The 21,821-nt window shown below is 66.6% G+C and carries 18 protein-coding genes; 2 read left to right on the forward strand and 16 right to left on the reverse strand.

The window, feature by feature from the left end; all coding sequences use genetic code 11:
* Positions 1–27 precede the first annotated feature (27 nt).
* Positions 28–1,482 (forward strand): rhamnulokinase family protein, encoded by a 1,455-nt coding sequence (locus HF684_RS16815; RefSeq protein ID WP_169253405.1) that lies wholly within the window; start codon positions 28–30, stop codon positions 1,480–1,482.
* Between the two features lie 93 nt (positions 1,483–1,575).
* On the opposite strand, the gene HF684_RS16820 is transcribed toward HF684_RS16815, so the two are convergent.
* Positions 1,576–2,598: an NADP-dependent oxidoreductase gene (locus HF684_RS16820; protein WP_169253406.1), complete on the reverse strand. Its 1,023-nt coding sequence runs from the start codon at positions 2,596–2,598 to the stop codon at positions 1,576–1,578.
* A gap of 75 nt (positions 2,599–2,673) precedes the next feature.
* The gene (locus HF684_RS16825) at positions 2,674–3,516 is read right to left on the reverse strand and encodes a DUF402 domain-containing protein (protein WP_169253407.1); all 843 of its coding nucleotides are present in this window, start codon (positions 3,514–3,516) and stop codon (positions 2,674–2,676) included.
* A 71-nt stretch (positions 3,517–3,587) separates the two neighbouring features.
* Here HF684_RS16825 and HF684_RS16830 point away from each other — a divergent pair, with 71 nt between their 5' ends.
* Positions 3,588–4,544, forward strand: coding sequence for an amidohydrolase family protein (locus HF684_RS16830; RefSeq protein ID WP_248279009.1), 957 nt, complete (start codon positions 3,588–3,590; stop codon positions 4,542–4,544).
* Between the two features lie 3 nt (positions 4,545–4,547).
* Here HF684_RS16830 and HF684_RS16835 read toward each other — a convergent pair whose 3' ends face one another.
* From HF684_RS16835 to HF684_RS16900, 14 genes are all read right to left on the reverse strand, one after another.
* Positions 4,548–5,087, reverse strand: coding sequence for a YetF domain-containing protein (locus HF684_RS16835; protein ID WP_169253408.1), 540 nt, complete (start codon positions 5,085–5,087; stop codon positions 4,548–4,550).
* A gap of 51 nt (positions 5,088–5,138) precedes the next feature.
* The gene (locus HF684_RS16840; protein ID WP_169253409.1) at positions 5,139–5,888 is read right to left on the reverse strand and encodes an SDR family oxidoreductase; all 750 of its coding nucleotides are present in this window, start codon (positions 5,886–5,888) and stop codon (positions 5,139–5,141) included.
* Positions 5,889–5,956: 68 nt separating this feature from the next.
* Positions 5,957–6,892 (reverse strand): hypothetical protein, encoded by a 936-nt coding sequence (locus tag HF684_RS16845; RefSeq protein WP_169253410.1) that lies wholly within the window; start codon positions 6,890–6,892, stop codon positions 5,957–5,959.
* A 1-nt stretch (position 6,893) separates the two neighbouring features.
* Positions 6,894–7,538: a response regulator transcription factor gene (locus tag HF684_RS16850; RefSeq protein WP_101555324.1), complete on the reverse strand. Its 645-nt coding sequence runs from the start codon at positions 7,536–7,538 to the stop codon at positions 6,894–6,896.
* Complete coding sequence (locus tag HF684_RS16855) at positions 7,526–9,379, reverse strand: histidine kinase (RefSeq protein WP_169253411.1); 1,854 nt, start codon at positions 9,377–9,379, stop codon at positions 7,526–7,528. Before HF684_RS16855 ends, HF684_RS16850 begins: the two co-directional genes overlap by 13 nt.
* 216 nt (positions 9,380–9,595) lie before the next feature.
* Positions 9,596–10,882, reverse strand: a complete 1,287-nt coding sequence (locus tag HF684_RS16860; RefSeq protein WP_282433909.1) for an aminotransferase class I/II-fold pyridoxal phosphate-dependent enzyme — start codon at positions 10,880–10,882, stop codon at positions 9,596–9,598.
* Positions 10,883–11,110: 228 nt separating this feature from the next.
* Complete coding sequence (locus HF684_RS16865) at positions 11,111–13,138, reverse strand: FAD/NAD(P)-binding protein (protein WP_169253412.1); 2,028 nt, start codon at positions 13,136–13,138, stop codon at positions 11,111–11,113.
* Positions 13,125–14,090 (reverse strand): LLM class flavin-dependent oxidoreductase, encoded by a 966-nt coding sequence (locus HF684_RS16870; protein WP_169253413.1) that lies wholly within the window; start codon positions 14,088–14,090, stop codon positions 13,125–13,127. Before HF684_RS16870 ends, HF684_RS16865 begins: the two co-directional genes overlap by 14 nt.
* A complete protein-coding gene (locus HF684_RS16875; RefSeq protein WP_169253414.1) occupies positions 14,087–14,704 on the reverse strand; it encodes an NAD(P)H-dependent oxidoreductase in 618 nt (205 codons plus the stop codon). Before HF684_RS16875 ends, HF684_RS16870 begins: the two co-directional genes overlap by 4 nt.
* Before the next feature lies 1 nt (position 14,705).
* Positions 14,706–16,133 (reverse strand): NtaA/DmoA family FMN-dependent monooxygenase, encoded by a 1,428-nt coding sequence (locus tag HF684_RS16880; RefSeq protein WP_169253415.1) that lies wholly within the window; start codon positions 16,131–16,133, stop codon positions 14,706–14,708.
* On the reverse strand, positions 16,126–17,946 hold the full coding sequence (locus tag HF684_RS16885) for an ABC transporter ATP-binding protein (protein ID WP_169253416.1): 1,821 nt from the start codon (positions 17,944–17,946) through the stop codon (positions 16,126–16,128). The genes HF684_RS16880 and HF684_RS16885 overlap by 8 nt, the downstream gene beginning before the upstream one ends.
* Positions 17,943–18,833 (reverse strand): ABC transporter permease, encoded by an 891-nt coding sequence (locus tag HF684_RS16890; RefSeq protein ID WP_169253417.1) that lies wholly within the window; start codon positions 18,831–18,833, stop codon positions 17,943–17,945. Before HF684_RS16890 ends, HF684_RS16885 begins: the two co-directional genes overlap by 4 nt.
* On the reverse strand, positions 18,830–19,882 hold the full coding sequence (locus HF684_RS16895) for an ABC transporter permease (protein WP_169253418.1): 1,053 nt from the start codon (positions 19,880–19,882) through the stop codon (positions 18,830–18,832). The genes HF684_RS16890 and HF684_RS16895 overlap by 4 nt, the downstream gene beginning before the upstream one ends.
* Positions 19,882–21,543, reverse strand: a complete 1,662-nt coding sequence (locus HF684_RS16900; protein WP_169253419.1) for an ABC transporter substrate-binding protein — start codon at positions 21,541–21,543, stop codon at positions 19,882–19,884. Before HF684_RS16900 ends, HF684_RS16895 begins: the two co-directional genes overlap by 1 nt.
* Positions 21,544–21,821: the final 278 nt, after the last annotated feature.

Raw genomic sequence — 21,821 nt, forward strand, 5'->3', positions numbered from 1 at the left:
CGCGTTCCAACGGAGATCATCACACACATGGACATCACTGATTCTGCTGCCGGTCTCACTCTCGCCGCGGTCGATCTGGGCGCTACGAGCGGCCGGGTCATCTTGGGCGGGGTGAGCGACGGTGTGCTGCGGATGAAGCCCGTGGCTCGGTTTGCGAATGTGCCGCAGTTCTTGGGCGAGAGCATGCACTGGAATATCCAGTCGCTCTTCGCTGAATTGAGCACGGGCCTCCGAGAGGCCTTCCTCAGGAGCCCGGGATTGGTGAGCATCGGCATCGACTCATGGGCCGTCGACTATGGGCTGCTGCGCGATGGAGACCTGCTCGGGATTCCGCATCACTACCGGGACGGACGGAACCTGCGTGGAGTTGAGCTCGTCCACGAGCACGTCGCCCCTGATGAGCTCTTCACCCACAACGGGTTGCAGCACCTCGACTTCAACACCGTCTTCCAGTTTGCGGCCGAAGCCGAGTCCGGGCTCCTCGACCTCGCCGACCGGGCACTGCTCGTCCCCGATCTCATCGCCTTCTGGCTCACCGGTCAGCAGCGCACGGAGCTGACGAACGCGTCGACGACCGGTCTGCTGTCAGTTCATGACGGCAGCTGGGACTCAGAACTCATGAGACTGCTCGGACTGCCTGCCGATCTGCTGCCTGATCTCATTGCTCCTGGTGAGCGCATCGGCGCCCTCAGCGCACCGGTGGCTGAGCGGATCGGTGCGGTCGAACCGATCCAGGTCACGGCCGTAGGCAGCCATGACACCGCCTCGGCGGTGGTGGCCGTGCCGATGGACGGGCAGAACTGCGCCTATATCTCCAGCGGCACCTGGTCCTTGGTCGGACTCGAGATCGACGACCCGGTCGTGACCGAGGCAGCCCGCCGGGCGAATTTCACGAATGAGGGCGGAGTCGACGGGACGATCCGGTTCCTCAAGAACGTCTCGGGCCTGTGGCTGCTGAGCGAATCGATGCGACAGTGGGAGCACGACGCCACCGACGCTCAGCGCAGTTCGGATCTCGAGACGCTGCTCGCCGAGGCGGCCGCAATCACGACCCCGGTGGCAGTGTTCGACCCGTCCGACGATCGGTTCACCCCACCCGGAGACATGCCCGCCCGCATCCGCGAGTGGTGCCGTGAGCACGGCGTCGAACCTCCGCGCACCCGCGCCGAGGTGGTCCGATCGATCCTCGAATCGCTCGCTGCCGCTTATGCCGAGACCCTTGCAACCGCCGAGGAGCTGACGGGCCGGACCGTGGAGACGATCCACATCGTCGGCGGTGGTTCACAGAACACTCTGCTCTGCCAGCTCACCGCGAATCGTGCCGGTCGGAGGGTGCTCGCCGGGCCAGTCGAGGCCACGGCGATCGGCAACCTGCTCATCCAGGCCCGGGCCGTCGGTCAGGTCGATGAGAATTCGAATCTGAGCGAGTTGCGGCAGATCGTAAGAGCCTCGTTCCCGGTCACCGAATACCTGCCGGGCTGACCAGAGGAGCTTTGCCGACAACGAGGAGGCGGCGTCGACCAGTTCTGGCCGACGCCGCCTCCTCGTTTCCGTTTCAGTGAAGACCTGACAGCCTCAGCTCTCGGCGCCCACGGCGACGACCATCTTGCCGAAGTTCCCACCGGTGAGCAGATCATTGAAGTACTCGGGAGCCTTGTCGAGACCGGGGCGGATGTCCTCGCGGAAGCGGACCTTGCCCTCCTTGAGCCAGCCGCTCATGTCCTCGAGGAACTGACCGGTGAGACGCTCGGCGAACTCGGTCTGGATGAAGCCGCGGACCAGCAGCGACTTCGTCAGGATGTTGCCCATGAGCGCCCCCGAACGGTCCGGGCCCTCGGGCAGCGAAGTGAGATTGTAGTTCGCGACGAGTCCGCACACGGGCACGCGAGCGAAGGTGTTGAGCCGGGGCAGCACAGCGTCGAACACGGCGCCGCCGACGTTCTCGTAATAGACGTCGATGCCCTGCGGCACTGCGTCCTTCAGCTCCTGCCGCAGGTTCCCGCTCCGGTGGTCCAGTGCCACATCGAAGCCGAGTTCCTCGAGGTGGGCGACCTTGTCCGGACCGCCGGCGATGCCGACGGCGGTCGCACCCTTGATCTTCGCGATCTGACCGACGACGGACCCGACAGGCCCGGTGGCGGCGGCCACGGCCACGGTCTCGCCTTCCTTCGGCTGACCGATCTCGAGCAGACCTGCATACGCGGTGAACCCGGGCATGCCGAGCACACCGAGGTGGGTGGAGATCGGTGCGAGCTCCGGGTCGATCTTGCGCAGATGCCCGGTCGACTCCACCGAATACTCCTGCCACCCGCCGTAGCCGAGGACGATCTCACCGGCGGCGAAGCCCTCGGCATTGGATTCGACGACCTCGGACACGGTGGCACCGACCATGACATCGCCGACCTCGACGGGCTTCGCGTAGGACTTCGCATCCGACATCCGGCCGCGCATGTACGGGTCGAGCGAGAGGTAGAGCGTGCGCAGCAGCACCTGCCCCTCGCCCGGGGCCGGCACAGGCACCTCGTCGAGCAGGTAGTTCTCCGCAGTTGGAGCGCCCACGGGGCGCGAGTTCAGGCGAATCCGATGGTTGGTCGTCATGGAGACGGTTCCTTTCAGCAGCAGATCATTCTTCGCTTGTGTGCTTCAGTGGGGCGACAGGTGCATCCGCGACGATCACCGATGCTGTCGGTCATAACAACCATTCTGCGGTCGCCGATGTTCCTGAACGAACGATTTTTCTGACACCGAGGCGGCCCCCAATCGGGCCTTCCCCACCAGGTCGCGGGCCACGGTCTCCCACTCGGGGTCGAAGGCCCAATCGAAATCGCCGAGGTGGTCGAGCAGGTGGCTGCCATTGTCCCGGATGACCTCCGACCACTCCCTCGGCCACGCCCCGAAGTTCGCCGCCGCGGCGAGCTCGTCGACGTCCTTGAATACGGCACCGGTCGGATCGAGCCGACCGTCCGCGGCGTGCAGGGGCATCGAGGCGGTCGGAAAGGTGATGTCGAGGATGTGATCGCTGGTGAACAGCGCATCATCGCTGCGTACGTGCGTGGCCTCGAGATTGATGTACCACTCGGCCCGCACACCGCCGGGCTCGGTACGATCGACACCGTCCACAGCATCTTTGAGCAGCACCCATACGGAGAAAGGAACCTTCGGCGGGACGATCTTGAGCACCCCGCGGCCCCGCCACGTGCCCTCGACATTGATCCTGGTGGGCGCCTCGGCGAGCGATCGGAACCGCGCCTTCAACGGCACATCGTGGGCGTTCGTGTTCTCCCACCCGACGATGCGGGTCTCCTGCGTCGGCGTACCCCCGGCCAACCACAGAACAGAACCGGACGGCCCGTCGGCGACGACACGCATCGGTCGGGCCACCTCGGCGAGGTCGCGGTCGAAGTCGAACCGTCGGAACGTCCACGTCACGGTCTGCCCCGGAGTCCAGAACGGCGCCTGCCCCACGGGTCTGACCTGGGGCGGGGTGGGGATCGTGAACGGATCGCGCAGGCTCATGCGGGCAGTCTATGTGTCGGGCATGGACGGCCGCTGAGGACGCGTGGGGCGACAGGTCATAGAGTGGGGCCATGAACGTCCCCGAGACCACGGCCGGTCACGTCTTCGAGGTGCCCGACACGATGACCGCTCCCCCGCGCACCGATGCCGAGGTCCCCGACTACGTCCGCGCCCTCGGCCTGCCCGGCCTCGCCGACATCCACGTCCATTTCCTGCCGCAGAACGTGCTCGACAAGGTGTGGCAGTACTTCGACAATGCCGCCGACAACTACGGCCGCGACTGGCCGATCACCTACCGTTTCGACACGGACACCCGGCTGAGCATCGTCCGCGAGCTCGGCATCCGCGCGATCCCGGCGCTGACCTACCCGCACAAGCCCGGCATGGCCGCGTGGTTGAATGACTGGAACGCCGAATTCGCCGCCGCCCACGACGACGTCATCCACTGCGGCACCCTCTACGCCGAACCCGAGTGCGCCGACTATGTGCCGAAGGCGCTGGCGGCCGGAGCGACGCTGTTCAAAGTCCACGTCCAGGTCGGCGTCTTCTCACCCGACGACGCGGTCCTCGACCCCGCGTGGAGAGCCCTCGAAGAGGCCCGGGTGCCGATCGTCATCCATGCCGGATCCGCTCCCCTGCCGGGCACGTACACCGGCCCGCACGCGGTGGGCAACGTCCTCGAACGCTTTCCGCAGCTCTCCTTCGTCATCGCCCATATGGGCATGCCCGAGTACGACGAGTTCGCCGATCTCGCCGAACGTTTCGACAATGTCTGTCTCGACACGACGATGTTCGCGTCCGGGTATTTCTCCGACCCCGCCGAGGTGACCCCCGCCTACCGCGAACGCCTGGCCGGACTTGAGGACAAGGTCATCCTCGGCTCGGATTTCCCGAACATCCCCTACCCGTACGTCGACCAGATCGCAGGTCTGGCCGCCCTGGGACTCGGCGACGACTGGATGCGTTCGGTGCTGTGGACCAACGGCGTGAAGATGCTCGGGCTCGACCGATCACAAGAGCCCGACTGAATCTCACCCCTCACGGGGCACACGGTGAGCTCCGATGGCGTCGGCAAGCATCTCCTCGTCGATGGGCGCACCGCGGCGGATGACGCTGATCTGACCGGTCGATTCGAGGATCACGCAGGCGACCTCGCCGAAATTGCGGATCCCGGCCGAGCGCAGCTTCGCGACGAGTTCGTCGTGATCGACATGGGTCCTCGCGAGGTTGTCGGTGAGGATCTCGGACCCGGCCATGAGCACGACTGCCGGTGAGTAGACGACTTTGGCGAGCATTCCGAAACGGCGGCTGTACCCGCTCAGCGCCTGCAGGGCGAGCATGGTGGCAAGCGCAAGTACGCCCGCGACGAGGGTCGGAGTGTCACCGAGGATGGCCCGGCCGATGATCGCCCCGATGGCGATGACCGGGGCCAGGTCGAAGCTGGAAAGATTCGACAGCGTCCGCTGGCCGAAGATGCGCAGCAGCAGAATGATCCCGACGTAGAAGACGACGCACGAGACGACGACCCTGACCGCGTCGACCCCGTCGAGCCCGAATTCCATCCAATCCATGAGAACCTCCGGAACGGATGATACCGCCACAGAGGCGGCCCGCCCCGGATCTCAGACCGAGCGCAGCCATTCGTCGACGGTCTTATCGGACATCCTCGGTGACGGTGGGATGAGTCCGTCACGGGCCATCGGCCCGGGCAGGGGAATGCCGACGACCTTCGCACGTCTCGTCCCTGACTTCCGGGCGCGCACCGCGGCGAGTCTGCGGGCGATCTCAGCGAAGTCGCTGATCTCGGGACCGGCGACCTCGATGGTGCCGCGCTCGCGTGCGTCGATGGCTTCGGCCATCATGCGGGCCGCCTCGGTGACGGCCAGGGCCTGCACCCGCATCTTCGGCACGAAACGCAGCGGCCCGGCTTGGATCGTCATCGTGTCGACGAGTTCGAACCATTGGGCGGATCGGAACATCAGCAGCTGTTCCTCCGGGATGAGCCGACGAAAGATGCGCTCCTGCGTGGCTTTGCCCTGGTAGTAGCCCATCATCCGCGACTCGGCGGCCTCGGGACGGAACGCGATCGACAGGACGGCCACGGTGGTGCCGGGCTGCTCGGCAACGGCCTCGGCGATCGAACGGGAGCTGTGGGAGAAGAAATCGATGGCTTTGCGGGCGCTCATCGTCAGCTGGTTGACGCAGTCGACGAGGACATCGCTGCCCTCGGCCGCCTCGGCGACTCCCCGCCCGGTCACCGTGTCGACCCCGCTCCCGCGATGAGCAGCGATGACCGTGTGTCCGCGTTCGCGCAGTCGGCCCACCAGCTGCGTGCCGAAGGTACCGGTGGCTCCATAGACGGTGATCTGCATGATCGTCGGCCCCTCAGACGCCACATGGGCGGGCCCGCAGTCGAGCCCGCCCGTGCGCCGGTCGTTTCTCAGTTCTGGTTGACCGTGACCCTACCAGTATCGGCTGTGGCCGAGATCGGAACGAGGATCTTGCCCTTGGCTTCCTTCGGGTCATCCGCCACATCGAACTTCTTCAGATCGGAGGCGAGGTCGACGGTGCCGTCATTGGACTTCGCGTTGATCCGGTAGAAGAAGTCCTCATCCAGCTCTTCCGAGGTGAGCTTGAGATTCGGCACCCGCAGCTCGATCGAGCCTTCTTCCGTCTTCGCGATGATTCCGCCGGCGGGCATCGCCTGATTGGTGAAGTCGAGGTCGACGGTTCCCGTCGAACTGACCACGTCGATGCGGTCGCTGACGGTGAGGTTCTCACCTTCGATGGCACCGACTCCGGTCTTGGCCGACACCGTCCCGAAGTCTCCGTCCAGGTAGGTGGCACCCCAATCGCTCGTGGTCCGCACCTTCTGTGCCGAGCCGGTCACACTCGCGGTCCCACCGCCGGTGTCGGCGTTGATCTCAGCGAAGTCACCGGTGACATCGAACCGGCCGTAGTTGCCGTCGAAGTCGAGGGCGAGGTCTTTCGCCTCTGTGGTCGGGATGGTGACGGTCAGCCGGGTGTTCTCGAGTTTCCCACCGTTCTTCACCGCCACCTCGGCGGTATCGGCGCGACTGTCGACCTCGAGGTTCGCGGAGCTGTCGCGGGGACCGGTGCCGGTGATCTTCACGATCGCCTCGGCGACGTCGGCGGTCTTGATCTCGACGGCACCGCCGGAATCGAGGCCGATCTTGAGTTCCTTCATCGCCTTCGGCAGCGATTCGGACGACTCGATCCGTCCGTAGTCGAGGCGGGAGGCACTATGGGCGGTGCTGACGATGACGGGGATGAGGAGGACGACGGCGGCGAGGATGATCAGGACCGCGCGCAGACCGACGCGGGCGGATTCGCTGATGCGGACTGTGGCAGGCATTCTAAGCTCCGAGGAATGTGAGGACGGCGAGGACGCGGCGGTTCTCCGAGGTGTCGGCGGTGAGGCCGAACTTCGTGAACACCGAGGAGATGTGCTTCTCAACGGCACCGGCGCTGAGGTAGAGGGTGCGGGCGATCGCGGCATTGGACTTGCCTTCGGCCATGAGCTGGAGGACTTCGAGTTCGCGGGGGCTCAGGGTCGACAGTCCGTCCTTCTTGCGTGTGCGCACGAGGATCTGGGACACGACCTCCGGGTCGAGGACGGTGCCGCCGCCTGCGACCTCATCGACAGCGGTGAGGAAGTCTTCGACGTCGGCGACACGGTCTTTGAGCAGGTAGCCGAAGCCGCCGGTGTTCTCGGCGATGAGTTCGGACGCGTACTGCTCCTCCACGTACTGGCTGAACACGAGGACCTTGACGTCCGGGTTCTGCTTGCGGATGAGGACGGCGGCGCGGATGCCTTCATCGGTGAACGTCGGCGGCATGCGCACGTCGATGACGGCGAGGTCCGGCGGATCGTTGTGAACGACGGCGAGGAGTTCGTTGGCGTCGGGCACGGCGGCGATGACCTCATGTCCGGCGTCGGCGAGCAGCCTTTCGAGTCCGGCCCGCAGGACGGCAGAGTCTTCAGCGATTACGATGCGCATGGCACCTCCACAACTACAGTCGTCGGCCCACCTGCGGGGCTGGTCAGGTTCAGTGTGCCACGTGCGGCTTCGACCCGGTCGATGAGACCGGCGATCCCGGTGTGACGGCCGGTGCGGTCGACGCGTGCACCGCCGTGGCCGTTGTCGGTGACGACGATCTGCACACCGGTCTCGATCGGGGCGATGAAGACGCTGGCACGGGTGGCGCCGGAGTGTTTGGCGATGTTCGTCAGGCATTCGGCGACGACGAAGTAGGACACGGCTTCGGCTTCGCGCCCGATCCGGCCTTCGAGACGGACATCGACGTCGACGGGGATCGTCGACCGTCCGGCCAGGGCGGATACGGCGGCGTCGAGGCCGCGGTCGGTGAGGACGGCGGGGTGGATTCCGCGGGCCAGCTGGCGGAGTTCGTTGACGATGCCCTTGGCTTCGGTGTGGGCTTCGGCCACGAGTTCCTTCGCCTTCTCCGGATCGGAGTCGATCTTCGTCTTCGCCATTCCCAGGGTCATGGTCAGGGCGACGAGGCGGGGCTGGGCTCCGTCGTGGAGGTCGCGTTCGATGCGCAGACGTTCCGCCGCGGCCGCCTCAAGGCCGGCCATGCGGGCCCGGTCGAGTTCGGTGACTTCGGCCTGCAGCGCCACGGTGCGGGCCGGTGCCAGCAGGGCCCGGTCGAGGGCGCGGTCGAGCAGCGGGGCGAACCACAGGATGGCCAGGGAGCTGGCGAGGACGATGACGGAGCCGATGGCCACACCGATGCGGGCCGACCCGTCGATGGATTCGCCGATGAAGAAGGTGTTGACTCCGTGCGGGTTGATGGCCGCGAAGATGCCGAAGATCGATCCGCAGATTCCTGCGAGGGTGCCGGCGACGACGATCGCGCCGAGGAGCATCTTGATGTAGTGGTGGGCGGTCGAGCGCCAGAAGGCGCCGGATTTCACCTGCAGCCAGCGGTTGTGGAGGAACCGACCGAAGCCGGGGTCGCGATTGCTGCTTTCGATCTTCGGAACGGGGATCTTATCGGAGTAGATGAGTTCGGCCCGGTAGCGTTCGGCGTTGTTCGCGCCTTGCTGGACGAGGACCCAGACGAGGAGGGCGAGGACGCCGAGGCCGAGGGCGAAGATTCCGCCGATTCCGGTGAACAGCAGTCCGAGTGGGATCCATGCCCAGATCACGGCGAGGACGGCGGAGAGCACGAGGTTGGCAACACCGATGAGTCCGGTGGGGCGTTTGGGCCAGGTGATCGGCCCGTCGGCCGGGATCTCGGTGACGTCTTCACGGCTGAGCGGCAGTGAGCCGGTGACCGGCGCATAGGCGACGGGGTCGCGCTTGGGCTTCACTCGCCGAGGCGGGCGCGGGCGTGGCATCGGCTGTGCGGCCGGCATGGGCCGGGCGTTCGGTGCGGGCTGCGCATGCGGTGTGGGTTGAGCATGCGGTGTGGGTTGAGCATGCGGTGTGGGTTGAGGGGCGAAGCCGGGGTGTGGGGCTGGTCCGGGTTGAGAGGCGAAGCCGGGGTGTGGGGCTGGTCCGGGTTGAGGGGCGTAGCCTGGTGGGGTGGGGTAGTTCGGCGGGTGGCCAGGACTCTGGGCCTGATCGCCGGTTCCCATCACGCGAGTCGAGCCCGTCGCGAACGGCACGGCGGGATCGACGGGTTTCGTCCGGAACTCTCCTGCTTCACGTGCGGTCGGTTCGTCGACCGCTTCTGCATCGACCTCGGTGGTCGGCGGTGCATTGACGATATCTGCGGCGCTGATGGACTCTTCGCGCTCAGGGGCGTGAGTCTCCTGCGGGTCGGGGCCGAACGGCTCCTGATCCTGCGGGTTCTCGGGGGGCTTCTCACTCATAGCAATAACGCTACGGGAGCCGCGGGGCCGCGAACAGCACGAAGACCTCCGACCCCACGTCGGGTTTTCCCGACACCTTGTGACCGCGGACACCAACCGCACATCCCTCACCCTTTGCCACAAATCACCCCGCTGCAACGAGGTGATTTGCCACTAAGGGTGAGGTGTGCCGACGCACCGGGAGGAGGTGCCGCTCCCGGTACGTGATGCCGTCGGCTACACGGGGACCGCAGCCGCTGGAGACGAGACGTGGTGCTGTCCTGCAGGAGCGGTATGTGCGGCGCCGTCGGCAGAACTCGTGCCCGCATCACCGGACGTGGCGTCGAGGGCCTGAGCGAGGTCGGCGAGGATGTCGTCGATGTCCTCGATGCCCACGGACAGGCGGATGAACCTGCCCGAGACGCTGACCTCGCTGCCGGCCACGGACAGGTGCGTCATCGTCGCCGGATGGTCGATGAGCGACTCCACTCCCCCGAGCGACTCGGCCAGAGTGATGAGCTTCGTGTTCGCCACCAGGGACAGCGCACGCTCCTCGGTGTCGGTGCGCAGGGACACCACTCCCCCGAACCCGCTCATCTGCCGCTTCGCCACCTCATGCCCGGGGTGAGAGGGCAGGCCCGGATAGATCACGTCGGCCACTTCGTCGCGGGTCTCGAGCCATTCGGCCACCGCTTGTGCGTTGGCACAGTGCGCTTTCATCCGCACCGGCAGGGTCTTGATTCCGCGCCGGGTCAGCCACGCGTCGAACGGGGAGATGCCCAGCCCGACGGACGCGAGGTGGCTTTCGAGACGGTCGACCACCTCGGCGGCGCGGGGACAGCTCGTTCCGTCACCGGCCAGCACCGCCCCGCCGATGACATCGGAGTGACCGTTGATGAACTTCGTCGTCGAGTGGACGACGATATCGGCGCCGAGATCCAACGGACGCTGCAGCACCGGGGTCGCGAAGGTCGAGTCCACGGCCAGGAGCGCGTTCGCTCGGTGGGCAAGGCGGGCCGCCTCGGCGATATCGATGATGTCGAGCCCGGGATTGCTCGGGGTCTCGACCCAGACGATCGCGGTGTTGTCGTTGATGGCGGCGGCGAGCGCCGCAGTGTCGGTGAGATCGACGGTGCGGATGACCACGCCCCAACGCACGTATTCGTTCTGCAGGAGACGGAAGGTCCCGCCGTAGACGTCGCGGGGCAGGATGACCTCGTCGCCGGGACGCAGCAGAGAGGAGAACACGGCCACCTCGGCCGAGGTTCCCGAGTTGACGGCCGCTGCGAACGACGCGCCCTCCAATTCGCACAGGGCCTGTTCGAGGTCGCTGCGATTCGGCGTGCCCGTGCGCGCGTAGTCGAAGCCGGCGCGGGTCTCGCCCGGGGTGTCCATCTGATAAGTGGAGGTCTGGAAGATCGGGGCCACGACCGAACCGGTGTGCGCCTCGGGCATGGCTCCCGAGTGCACCGATCGGGTCGAGATTCCGGCGGGTGTGGTGGGTTCGAAACGGGGTGAACTCACGGCGGATCCTTCCTTCACTGATGGGCACCGCTGCAACTGCGGTGTGATTCAGTGTGAGTGGCCGAATCCCGTTCGTGCGTGCTCGGTGACGCGCACTGTCACTGCATGTCATATGTCGTTGATCGTCGTCATTTTTCGACGCAGAAGGTCGTGATTCCTCGCCGAGGCGGCCGCCGTCTCGTCCGGACGTGACGTGATCGTCGATCGATCCCGCCGCTGCGCGGCCCATCATCCGGCCAGGAGTTCGCGAGTTCCGGCGTCCACCGTGACGGCGTCGAGGATCGCCCTGGCAATGCGCTCGTTGTCAGCGAACACGGGGGCGCCCGTCTGCGGGCGGCTGAAGGCCTCGGCGGTCGATCCGGAGACCGCGGGGCCGAGGAGGAACAGATCGCTTTGTGCCCGACCATGTGCGTCGAGAGCGCGGCCCGCCCCGTCGGTGCGCAGCTTCGCGTGAGCCGCGGTCTCGAGCAGCAGTCGGCCGTCCGCTCGCAGTGTTTCGAGGACCGGATCGGCTGCCTTCTCCGCACTCTGCCGAGCCAAACGGGCATCGACGAAATGTGTGAAGGTCTTCGCCTCCGGGTGAGCGGTGGAGCGGGCGGTGAAACCGGCAGTATCGGCGTCGATGCTCAATCCGGGACCGAGGAACCGAACGAGACCGGCTTCGTGGAGAGCGAGGATCTGCTTGACTCTCTCCGGCGGCGGGCCGCTGCCGATGAACGAGAACAGGGAATGGAAGCTGCCTTCGACGAACTCCGTGCGATCGTCATTGCTGACCCGACCGTCGCGCACGAGCACTCTGATCTGCACATATGCCTTGACCAGAGCGTTGAAGACGGCGAGGTCGGCAGAGTGGTGCGCATCGGCACTGCGTTTGAGATGCCCGGAGATGTGGTCGCGCACGCTCACCTCTGCAGAAGGGAGATCAACGCAGCGCAGATCGGCCAGGGGACGGTCGATGCGGGCCAGATCGAACAGATCGTCCTCATCGGTGATGACCTCGCGAGCGGCCTCGGAGATGGTTTCGAAGCCGGCGCCGGTGATGACCTCCGCCCCGTTCGCACCCGCGCGGCCCGCGCGGACCCACTCGGCTGCTTCGTCGATGCTCTCGAGCAGTTCGGGGGCATCGATACCGCGCTTCCACAGCACGTGTTCGTAGTGAGCGTAGGTGAGTTCGAGTTCGAACAGCGGACCGAGCACCGCACCGAAATCGATGAACCCGGGACTCTCGCCGAGGCGGTGCCCACTTCCGGGACGGTCCCTGCCCTCGCGATCAGGTCCGTCTGCCACGCGGTCCAAGTACCGCAGTGCCACGGTCGGTGCGCCGGGCACCTCGACCTGGCTGTAGCCGAGCTTCGGACTGTACGAGATGCCACGGGAGGATCCCACCCACAGCACCGGTTCGGTGCCTGCGGGCCGGTAGCGGAGCCGTTCACCGTCGTCGACGAACTCACCGCCGCGGCCCTCGGTGACCATGACCATGAAGTCGAGGAACGCGAGTCCGAAGCCGCGGGTGAGCACCTCAGCGCCGGCGGGGATGTTGCTGAAGTCGAGGTCGGCCGTGTATCCGGGAGCCTGATAGTACAGACCGTTTCCCGCGGGGGCGGCCGCACGGTCGGCCAGGACCGCATCCTGCTCGGCGGTGCGCATATCGAGATGTCCCTGAGCCGAGACGAGGACGTCGGTGGCGATCTTCGCACCGACGGAGGTGGTGACCACGAATCCGCGGTCGTCTTCGCCTCGGCGCACCGCCTCGGCGCGGGCACAGTGGATGCGCACCTCGGCGCCGAGCCGATCGAGAGCGAGCTCGAAGGCCGCGGACAGGTAGTGGCCCAAGACCCGGCGGCTGGCGAACGACTGGGAGTCGAGCGCTGCCGCCTCGGCGCCGAGGCCCGCCTGCGTCAGACGGTCCAGACCGGGCCCGTGAATCCACTCGTGCAGGGTCGGACCTGCGATGCCGGGGCCCTCGAGTCGGCAGCTCTCGTCGGGGTAGATCGTGATGTCCTCGGTGCGTGAGTTCATCCACAGGTGCGGCGACTGGTCGGTCCGCCAGATCCGCCCGGCTCCCGGCGGGAACGGGTCGACGAGATGGATACGCAGGCCCGTTCCGGCATTCGCGGTCGCGGCGATCGCGAGCAGAATGCCCAGAGTCTTCGGACCGGCGCCGATGAATGTGAGGTCGGCGCGATGCTCCCCCAGCCCGGGGACATCGCGGTCGGCCGCGAAGCCGGCCGATTCCGGCCGTTCATGCATCGGCATAGAAGCTCACTGCCGGACTGAGCCCGAGGCGGGTGCGCAGCTCGCTGGTCCAGGTGGCGTCGGCGCGAGCCGAAGCGGCCTCGGGAGCCTCGCGCAGACCCGCCGCGTGCAGGGATGGGATGATCTCCGAGACGAGCCGGACGCTGAACTCGAGCTGGCCCTCAGCCGATGTGGTCAGCAGCATCCCCGAGGCCCCGCGTTCGGCGAGGATGCGCACGGAGCCGACGAGCTCTGCCGCCTCGGCGGGACTTGAGGGGGACGGCAGCACTGCGAGCACCGGGACGCCCGGGTCCAGCTCGGCACGCAGGTCCTCGAGCGAGACGGTGCCCGCAGCCTCGTCGACGAGGACGATGTCGGCTGCGAAACGGGCCGCCTCGTTGCCGGTCTCCGCACGGACGATGATCGGTGGGTGACCCTGCGGGGGACGGGGCGTGATCGAGGGGCCGAGGACCGAGTAGGCGGTGCCGGTCGAATCCTGCAGTTGCGCGTCGATGTAGTGGAGGCGGTCGCGGTCGATGTAGCGGTCTGTGTCCTGGTCGCGGATGATCGCATCATCGTCCCACGAATCCCAGAGGCGACGGATGACGTCGATGACTCCGGCGGCTTCGGCCCACGCATCCGTGCCGGCGGCAGGACTGCGGCGACCGAAGAGTGACGCCTCCGCGAGGGTGGTCGAGACGCCGACGGCCAGTCCGGCGCGGGCGCGGGCCGCGTAGTCGAGCGTCGCAGAGGCTGTGGCCAGATGGAAGGGTTCGAGATGGGTGATGCGTGCTTCGGGGACGATCCCGAGCCTGCTGGTCAACGGTCCGAGCCAGGACGCGAATTCGATCGCGTCGAGCCCGGTGAAGTCATCGGGTATGAGAGCGAAGTCCGCGTGGCCGTCAAGCGTCTTCGCGGTCGCCGGGCCGGAGAGCGGGTCGGGGTTCAGCGTAGTGGAGATGATGAAGCTCATGAGGAGTTCCTATCGGTCGTGATCTGGGACGTGATGAGGGATTCGGCGTCGGCCGCCTCGGCGTGGGTGCACGACCGGGCTCGGACGGTCAGCTCCGAGTCGAACTGATCGATGGCGTCGACGACGTCGAGTTCGACGGATTCGTCGATGCTCGGCGGAGTCGTGTCCGTGGCCGGGAGGATGTGCTTCGATGAGACGAAGCGGCCGCGGCCGATCGCGCTCGCCCCGAGCGTGGCCAGCAGCGGTTTGAGACCGTAGTCGAGGGCGAGGACGTGGGCGGCGGATCCGCCGGTGAGCAGCGGCAGCACGGGTTTGCCGTGCAGGGCGTCCATCGGCAGCAGATCGACGAAGACCTTGAGCAGGCCGGTGTACGTGGCTTTGAAGACGGGCGACCCGACGGCCACTGCATCGGCCGCAGCGACCGTGTCTCGCGCCGAGGCGATGAGGCCGTCACTTCCGTCGCCGACCAGGAGAGGTCCGGCGGGCAGGTGACGCAGTTTGATGAACTCTGTGCGGTGACCGTACTGGCCGAGCCGACGGGCGATGAATTCGAGCAGCGCCTCCGTCTTCGAGTTCTCCGAGGGGCTGGCCGAGAGCAGGACGACGCGCGACATGTCAGCCCACCTCCTTGAGTTCACGGTCGTGGGAGTCGTGGTCTTCGGCAGCACCTCGTGCTTCGTTGCGGGCGACGGCCCAGTCAACAGCATTGCGAGCCGCGGGCAGTCCGATGTTCTCGCGCAGGGACCCGTACGGATACTCGGTGCGGTAGACCCCGAGCTCCTGGAGCTCGGGCACGACCTTGGCAACGACCTCGTCGAGTCCGCCCGGCGTGAGGTGGGGGACGAGGATGTAGCCGTCGGCGGCCTTGGTCCGGACCGCTTCGGCGAGGTCGAGCGCCACCTGGTGCGGGGTGCCGACGAAGGAATGCCTGTTCGAGACTCGGATGACGAGTTCGCGGGCGCTGAGGTTCTCGGCCGCGGCGATCTCGCGCCAGGCAGCGATCGTCGCTTCAGCGTTCTTGATGTGCTTGACCCGGCCCTGGGAGATCGATTCGCCTGCCGGAGGCACGTCGGGCAGCGGTCCGTTCGGGTCGAAGGCGGAGAGGTCACGGTCCCACACTCGTTCGAGGAAGGCGATGGTCCCAGCCTCGCTGATCTGCTGGAAGGCGACCTCACGCGAGTGCTCGATCGCCTCGGCGGGTGTGTCGCCGAGGATGATGGACACTCCCGGGTAGATCTTCAGGGAGTCCTCGGTTCGGCCGTATCGGGTGAGTCGGGACTTCACGTCTGCGTAGAACTTCCGACCGGATGCGGGGTCGGAGTGGCGGGTGAAGACGACGTCGGCCGAGCCGACCGCGAAGTCGCGACCGGAGTCCGAGTCCCCGGCCTGGAAGACGACAGGGTGACCGCCGGGCAGAGCGCCGGCGGGGAAGCGTCCAGCAATGTCGAAGAAGTCGCTGGTGTGGCCGAACATGCCGGCGTCGGCGCCTGCTGCGGTGTCCCAGAGCTGCCGGGCAACGTCGATGAAGTCCTCGGCGCGGCGGTAGCGGTCGGCATAGTCGAGGTAGCCGCCACGCCGGAAGTTCTCCCCGGTGAACGCGTCCGAGGTGGTCACGACGTTCCAGGCGGCGCGACCGTTCGAGAGCTGATCGATGGTCGCGAGCCGGCGGGCGATGTCGAAGGGTTCGTTATAGGTGGCACTCAGCGTCCCGGCCAGACCGATCCGCTTAGTCACGGCGGCGAGCGCGGAGAGCACGACCGTCGTGTTCGGACGACCGACCACGTCGAGGTCGAAGATCTTTCCCTGGTGTTCGCGTAGGCGCAGACCTTCGGCGAGGAAGAAGAAGTCGAAGAGCCCTGCCTCGGCGGTCTTTGCGAGATGAGCGAACGAGTCGAACTCGACGTGGCTGCCCGAGGCGGGATCGGACCATACGGTCGTATTGTTCACCCCCGGGAAATGGGCGGCCAGGTGGACCTGCCGCGGCTGGCCCGGGATGCTGCTGTCGGGACTGCCGTTGGTGTGTGAGCTGTCGAGGTCAGGCATGATGCGCTCCTGTCGATTCGGTGCGGTTGATGGTGGAGGTTGTGCGCACGGCGGAGTCGTCGAAGCACGGCACTGCGTCGATGAGTGCCCGCGTGTATTCGTGGCGGCTTTCGTGAAGGACGCGGGCGGTCGGCCCGGATTCGACGACAGTTCCGTCCTTCATGACGATGACGTCATCAGCGATCTGTTCGATGACGGCGAGGTCGTGGGAGATGAAGAGGTAGGCGACGCCGAGACGGGCCTGCAGGTCGACGAGCAGCTGGAGAATCTGTGCCTGCACGCCGACGTCGAGTGCCGAGACGGGTTCGTCGAGGATGATCACCTGGGGATCGACGGCCAGTGCCCGGGCGATTGCGAGCCGCTGCCGCTGACCTCCGGAGAGCTCTCGCGGGGTGCGCCCCAGCAGAGCATGGTCGAGGCAGACGGAGTCGAGGAGCTCCCGCACCCGTGCCGGACGGTCGGCGCGAGCGCCGATGCGGTGGCCGCGCAGCGGTTCGGCGAGGATCCTCTCCACCGTGTAATGCGGGTCGAGAGCGGCGCTCGAATCCTGGTGGACATAGCGGATGCGTCGGCCGAGGTCTTTCCTTCGATACCTCTTGACGGGTTTTCCGTGGAGGGTGATCTCGCCGGCATCCGCCCGGTCGGCGCCGAGCAGGATCCTCGCCGAGGTGGTCTTCCCCGACCCGGATTCGCCGACGATTCCGACAGTCGACCCTGCTCGCAGCGCAATGTCGAGTCCGTTGACCGCGGGACGAACCCCGCCGAAGTCCCGTACGAGTCCGTGACCGGCCAGGACCGCCTCGGTGCCAGTGAAGTCCGAGGTGGTGACGGCGTCGGCGCTCGGCCGCAGCCTCCCCCACCCGAGGTGCGGGGCAGCGGCGAGCAGTGACTGCGTGTAGGCGTGCTGGGGTTCGGCGAGGACCCGGTCGGTGAACCCGGTTTCGACGATGCGCCCAGCCTGCATGACCAGGAGCTTCGCAGCACGATCCTTCGCAACCCCGAGGTCGTGGGTGATGAGTGCGAGCGCAGTCTGCGACCCGGCAACGAGGCCGCCCAGCACGTCGAGGACCTGTTTCGCCACGGTCGCGTCGAGCGCCGAGGTGGGTTCGTCGGCGATGATGAGTGCCGGCCGGGCGGCAATGGCATTGGCGATGAGCACACGCTGCCGCTGTCCGCCGGAGAGTTCGTGCGGATACCGCTGTCCGTGTGTCTCGAAGTCAAGTCCCACGGCCGTAAGAACCTCCGCACTGCGGGGTCTGATCTGCTGTTTCGCATACCCGTTGACCGTCAGGGTCTCGGCCAGGGCGGAGGCGATCGTGCGCACCGGGTTGAGCCCGGCACCCGCGTCCTGCGGCACGTACGCGATTCCCGTGCCGAGGATCCGCTGCCAGGTGCCCGCCTTCGCCCCGATGAGATCCTCGCCGAGGTGGCTGTGCGTGGCCACATCGACCTTCGTCCCAGACGGGAGGAGTCCAGTCAGGGCCGCTGCAGTCGTGGACTTGCCTGATCCGGATTCGCCGACGATCGCAAGCGTGTCCCCCGCGCCGAGCCTGAGGTCGACGCCAGAGATCGCAGGGGCTGCGGCACCGGGGTAGGTGACGCTCAGCCCTGCAACTTCGAGGACGGGAGGCCCCTGGTGGGCTGATGACTCGAGTGTCGGGGCACTGGGGGCAGGGTTCTCGAGTGTTGAGACACAGTGTGTTGTGGTCCTGGGCGTCGCGGTTCGGTCGGCTGGGGTCGGTACGTCGGCACCGTCGATGAGTTCGGTGCCGGCCCCGGCCGAGGGCCAGGCGAGGAGATCGGTGTTGATCATCGGAATCCTTTCTCGGAGTTGACGGCGTGGGAGAGACGGTTGGCGGCCAGCACCACCGCGGCGACGACGAGTCCGGGGAACGTCGTCATCCACCAAGCGGCGGCGAGGAAGTCGCGGCCTTCGGAGACGAGCAGACCCCATTCGGGCTGCGGTGGCGGGGCGCCGAAGCCGAGGAAGCTCAGGGCCGAGACCGCGAGCACAGCGGACCCGAACTCGAGCGCGATCAGCGCCCCGATCGGGCCCCTGACCTGGGGCAGGATGTGGCGAGCCAGAACGTCGACAGTGGAGAGCCCATCGGCGCGGGCGGCCCGGACGAATTCAGCGGAGCGCCACCGGATCACCTCGGCGCGGGTGAGTCGGGCGAACGAGGGCATCGCGGCGACGCCGACGGCTACGGCGACATTGAGCGTGCCGAAGCCGAGGGCGGTGATGACGGCCATCGACAGGAGCAGTCCGGGCACAGCCTGGAGGACATCGACGGTGCGCATGAAGATCGCGTCGAGGACTCCGGTGAAGAAGCCGGACAGCAAGCCGAGCAGCACTCCGGCGCTGACGCCGATGGCGACGGCGGCGAGGCTGGCCGACAAGGTCTGCGCGGATCCGTGGACGGTACGGGAGTAGACGTCGCGGCCGAGCTGGTCGGTGCCGAAGACGTGCTCAGCGCTCGGCGGCAGCAGACGGTCAGTCGGGTTGCCGGTGAGCGGATCGACGCCGGTGAGCAGGCCGGGCCACAGGGCGGCGAGGGCCGCGAGGCCGAGGACGATGACCGCGAGGACTTCGGTGATGCCGAACCGGGAGTGAGCCACCGCCGAGGTGAGGCGACGCAGTCCGCCTGCTGCGACGATCTCACTCTGATTGTTCTTCTGCAGCTCTGTCGCGAGAATCATGGGCGCGCTCCTGCGGTCTCCGTCGAACTCGACGGGGTAGTTCCGGGGGAACCGCCTTCACGAACGGCCGCTTCGGCGAGGGTGTCGCCGTCCTTCTTCTCCGGCTTGAGACGGGCGGCACGCAGCCGCGGGTCGAGCAGTGGGTAGGACAGGTCGGTGAGCAGGTTGAGGAGGACGAACACTGCAGCGGCGAAGAGGACGATGCCCTGGACAAGCGGGATGTCCTGCCCGGTCACGGCGGTCTGAGCGAGCCGACCGAGACCCTGTCGCGAGAACACGTTCTCGACGACGACGGACCCGGCGAGTGCCTGACCGAAGAGGACTCCGCCCATCGTCAGTGTCGGCAGCAGTGCGACCGGCAGGGCCTGGCGCAGCAGCAGTCGCAGGCGGGTATAGCCCGATGCGTGGAAGGTCGTGACGAAGGGCTGGATCCATGCGTTCTGCAGCGAACGGAACAGCACCTGGGCGATGATCGCCGACAGCGGGAGCGCCAGGGTCCCGGCCGGCAGCACGATGGCGGCCGGGCTGCCGGTGCCGACTGCGGGGAAGAGCGGGAGCCGGAAGGAGAAGATCTGCAGCAGCATCAGCCCGACCCAGAAGGTCGGCAGGGCGACCCCGAGCCCCGGCAGGGCGGCCAGGATGTCGCGCAGCCACGGGCGGCGGGTCAGGGTCGCGGCCACGGCGACGGCTGTCCCGACGATGAGCGCAATGACCAGAGCCGATGCGGCGAGCGCGAGGGTGGAGGGCAGGGCGGTGGCGATCGCCTCGGTGACGGGGGTGCCGGCCTGGATCGAGGTGCCCAGGTCGAGGCGGAGTAGGTCGCCGAGGGCGAAGAGGTATTGGACTATGAGCGGCTGGTCGAGGTGGAATTCGGCTCTCAGTCGGGCCACCTCGGCGGGGTCGAAGTTCTGCAGCTCTCCTCCGGCACCGAGCATCGTGATGACCGGATCGCCTGGCAGCCAGTAGAGGAGGAAGAAGCTGAGGGTGAACGCGATCCACAGGACGAGCAGTCCTTGGACCAGTCGCGACACGAGGCAGCGCAGGCTCATCACTGGTCACCGTCCAACCATGTGCCGTAGAGCTGGTAACGCGACGAGGCTTCGAACGAGAAGTCGTGGACGTTTTTGCCGGTGCCGACGATGCCGGTGAGCTCGACGATCGGGATCGAGTAGCCCTCGTCGAGGATGAGTTTCGCCGCCTCGGTGAAGTCGGCCTTCCGTTCGCCCTCGTCCAGGGTCTCGGTGGTGCGGGCGAGGACCTTGTCGATCTCTCCGGGCTCTCGAGTGTTCGCGTTCTGTTCCTTCGCGCCGAAGTAATTGCGGAGGATGTCCGCATCCGAGCGGGTGAGGTTGCCGAACGTGAAGTCCTCTTTGCCTTCGGCCTGGAGCGCGGTGACCTCGGCGATCGTCCTCTTCTCCAGTTGCAGGTCGAAGCCGATGGTGCGCAGCTGCTGCTGGACGAGTTCGAGGAACGGAGCGTCCTGCCAATAGGTCAGCGTCGTCGACAGCTTCTTGCCGTCCTTGGCCCGGATGCCGCCGGCTCCGGGCTTCCACCCGGCGTCGTCGAGCAGCTTCTTCGCCCCGTCCGGATCGTAGGCCAGTACGTCGGAGAGGTCTTCGTACTCCGGCGTCGATTTCGCCAGCACCGAGGTGGCCGGAGCCTGATGGTCGGAGACGACCGTTTTCAGCTGCTCCCGGTCGATGCCTTTGACCAGAGCCTTGCGTACTGCCTTGTCCGAGGCGATCGCACCGGTGGTCTTCGGCACGAGGTTGTACACGACGCCCGGGTTGGCGCGGGAGACGATGTCGAGGCCCTGAGCCTCGAGGGTCTTCTCGTCCTGAGACTGGACGGAGGTGTCGACGTCGACCTGGCCCGATAGCAGCGAGCCGTTGCGCACCGAGGCTTCGGGGACGATCGAGAACTCGATGCCGTCGAGGTGGGCGGGGCCTTCGTGTCCGGCCAGTGAGGACGGCCAGTCGTAGTCGTCGTAGCGTTTCAGGGTGATGGCCCTGTTGTGTTCGACCTTGTCGAGGGCGAAAGGGCCGGTGCCGACGAGGTCAGCACCGGTGCAACGCTGCTCTGCGGTCTGATCGAGCGTCTTCGAAGAGTAGAAGCCGAGGTTCATCGTCGACGTCGCTTGGAGGAACTGCGCGTTGGACCTGTCAAAAGTGAATGTCACTGTCTGCTCATCAGGAGTCTCGATCGATTTCAGCCCGTCGATATAGGACTGACCGATCGTGGCTTTGGCTCCGAGGTCCTCGATCGCTTCGAAGTTCTCCTTCACCGAGGCGGAGGTGAAATCCGTGCCGTCCTGGAACCTCACTCCGTCGCGGAGATGGAAGGTGAAGGTCTTCGCATCGTCGGAGACGTCCCAGGACTGTGCGAGCCAGGGCTTGATCTCACCGGTCTTCGGATCCTGGTCAGTCAGGGAGTCCGTGATCTGGCGGGTGATGTTGAGTGTGACATTCTGGCCGACCTGTTGGCCATCGAGGCAGGTCGGGTCGACGTCGTAGGCGACGTTGAGGACCCCGCCGTTCTGGGGCGTGGCGTTCTCGCCGTCGGCTTGCGCCGAACCGGAGCACCCGGCCAGCAGCAGAGAGCCGGCCGCGAGCGCGGCCAGAGAGACGCGGGTGTGGTTCTTGGCCCTGCGCATGCGGCGGATATCGGTCAGTTGGGCAGGGTCGGAGACAGACAAGTTGGCGAAAGGCATGAGATTCCTGAGGTGTGTCAGTGAATGGAGGGAGGAAGAGAGCAAATCTCTGCCGAATCACAAGCGGCGATTGCTCAACAATTAAACAATGAGATCAGAGAGTCGCAGACAGGCGGGCCCGAACCTTGAGTGCGCACGGAACCCTCGGGCGGGAGCGAACCGGCCGGGCTTCGGCGAAACAGCAGAGAGTGCAGCGCAGGCAGCGCTGTTCGCGCTTGATCAGCTGGTCAACGACATAGGGCACGACATTCGATGGCAACAGTCAAGAGCTTCGAACC

This window comes from Brevibacterium sp. 'Marine' (assembly GCF_012844365.1).
GTDB lineage: Bacteria > Actinomycetota > Actinomycetes > Actinomycetales > Brevibacteriaceae > Brevibacterium.